At 59.0% G+C, this 598-nt stretch carries 1 protein-coding gene and 1 pseudogene; both read right to left on the reverse strand.

The window, feature by feature from the left end:
* Positions 1 to 95: pseudogene (locus AC1D15_RS36190) on the reverse strand (type 1 glutamine amidotransferase domain-containing protein); the annotation flags it as partial.
* Positions 96 to 222: 127 nt separating this feature from the next.
* Positions 223 to 598, reverse strand: a 376-nt coding sequence (locus AC1D15_RS36195) for a TetR family transcriptional regulator C-terminal domain-containing protein (protein WP_477829887.1), incomplete at its 5' end; no start/stop codon positions are given.

Consider the following 598-nt stretch of genomic DNA (forward strand, 5'->3'; position numbering starts at 1 on the left):
TAGTAGGGGGCTGCGAGTTCTTCCAGCCAGAAACCGGTCTTGAGGCCGGTGTCGCCCAGTTGATCGTGGGAGGTCAGGACAATCAGGATCTTCATCTTCATTCCTTTCAAAGGTGCAGTGGCGAGGAAAACAGGACGTCGGCCGAGCCACTATTAGACCGGTCGTCTAGTGATCGATCCCAAAAAAAATGCGCTGGGCGCATTCTTTCGGGCCTTCCCACCATCAGTGGCGGGGCAAGTGCAATATCCGGCGCGTCATCTGAAGTGTTGCTTCAAACGGTTGGACGTCGCGCACGATCTTCGCCATCACGCTGGCGCCCAGCCAGAGTTGATAGAGGTTCTGCGCGACCTCATCGGCGCGACCTTCAACTTGCAGGGAACCATCGGCTGCCCCAGCCTCGATGGTGACGGCGATTCTGCCGATGATTTCGGCCGTGCCGGTCTTGAGCGCCTGGCGCATCGACTCGGAGAGATCAGCGACCTCCGCGCCCAGTTTCACGGCCAGACATTTGCCCTGGCAGTCGAAACTCTGCTGCGTCAGCGCCCACTGGAGCCAGTAGTTCATCAACCACTGCGCCGCACTTTCACCCGGCATGTTC

Source organism: Rhizobacter sp. P2_H2, from assembly GCF_056403375.1.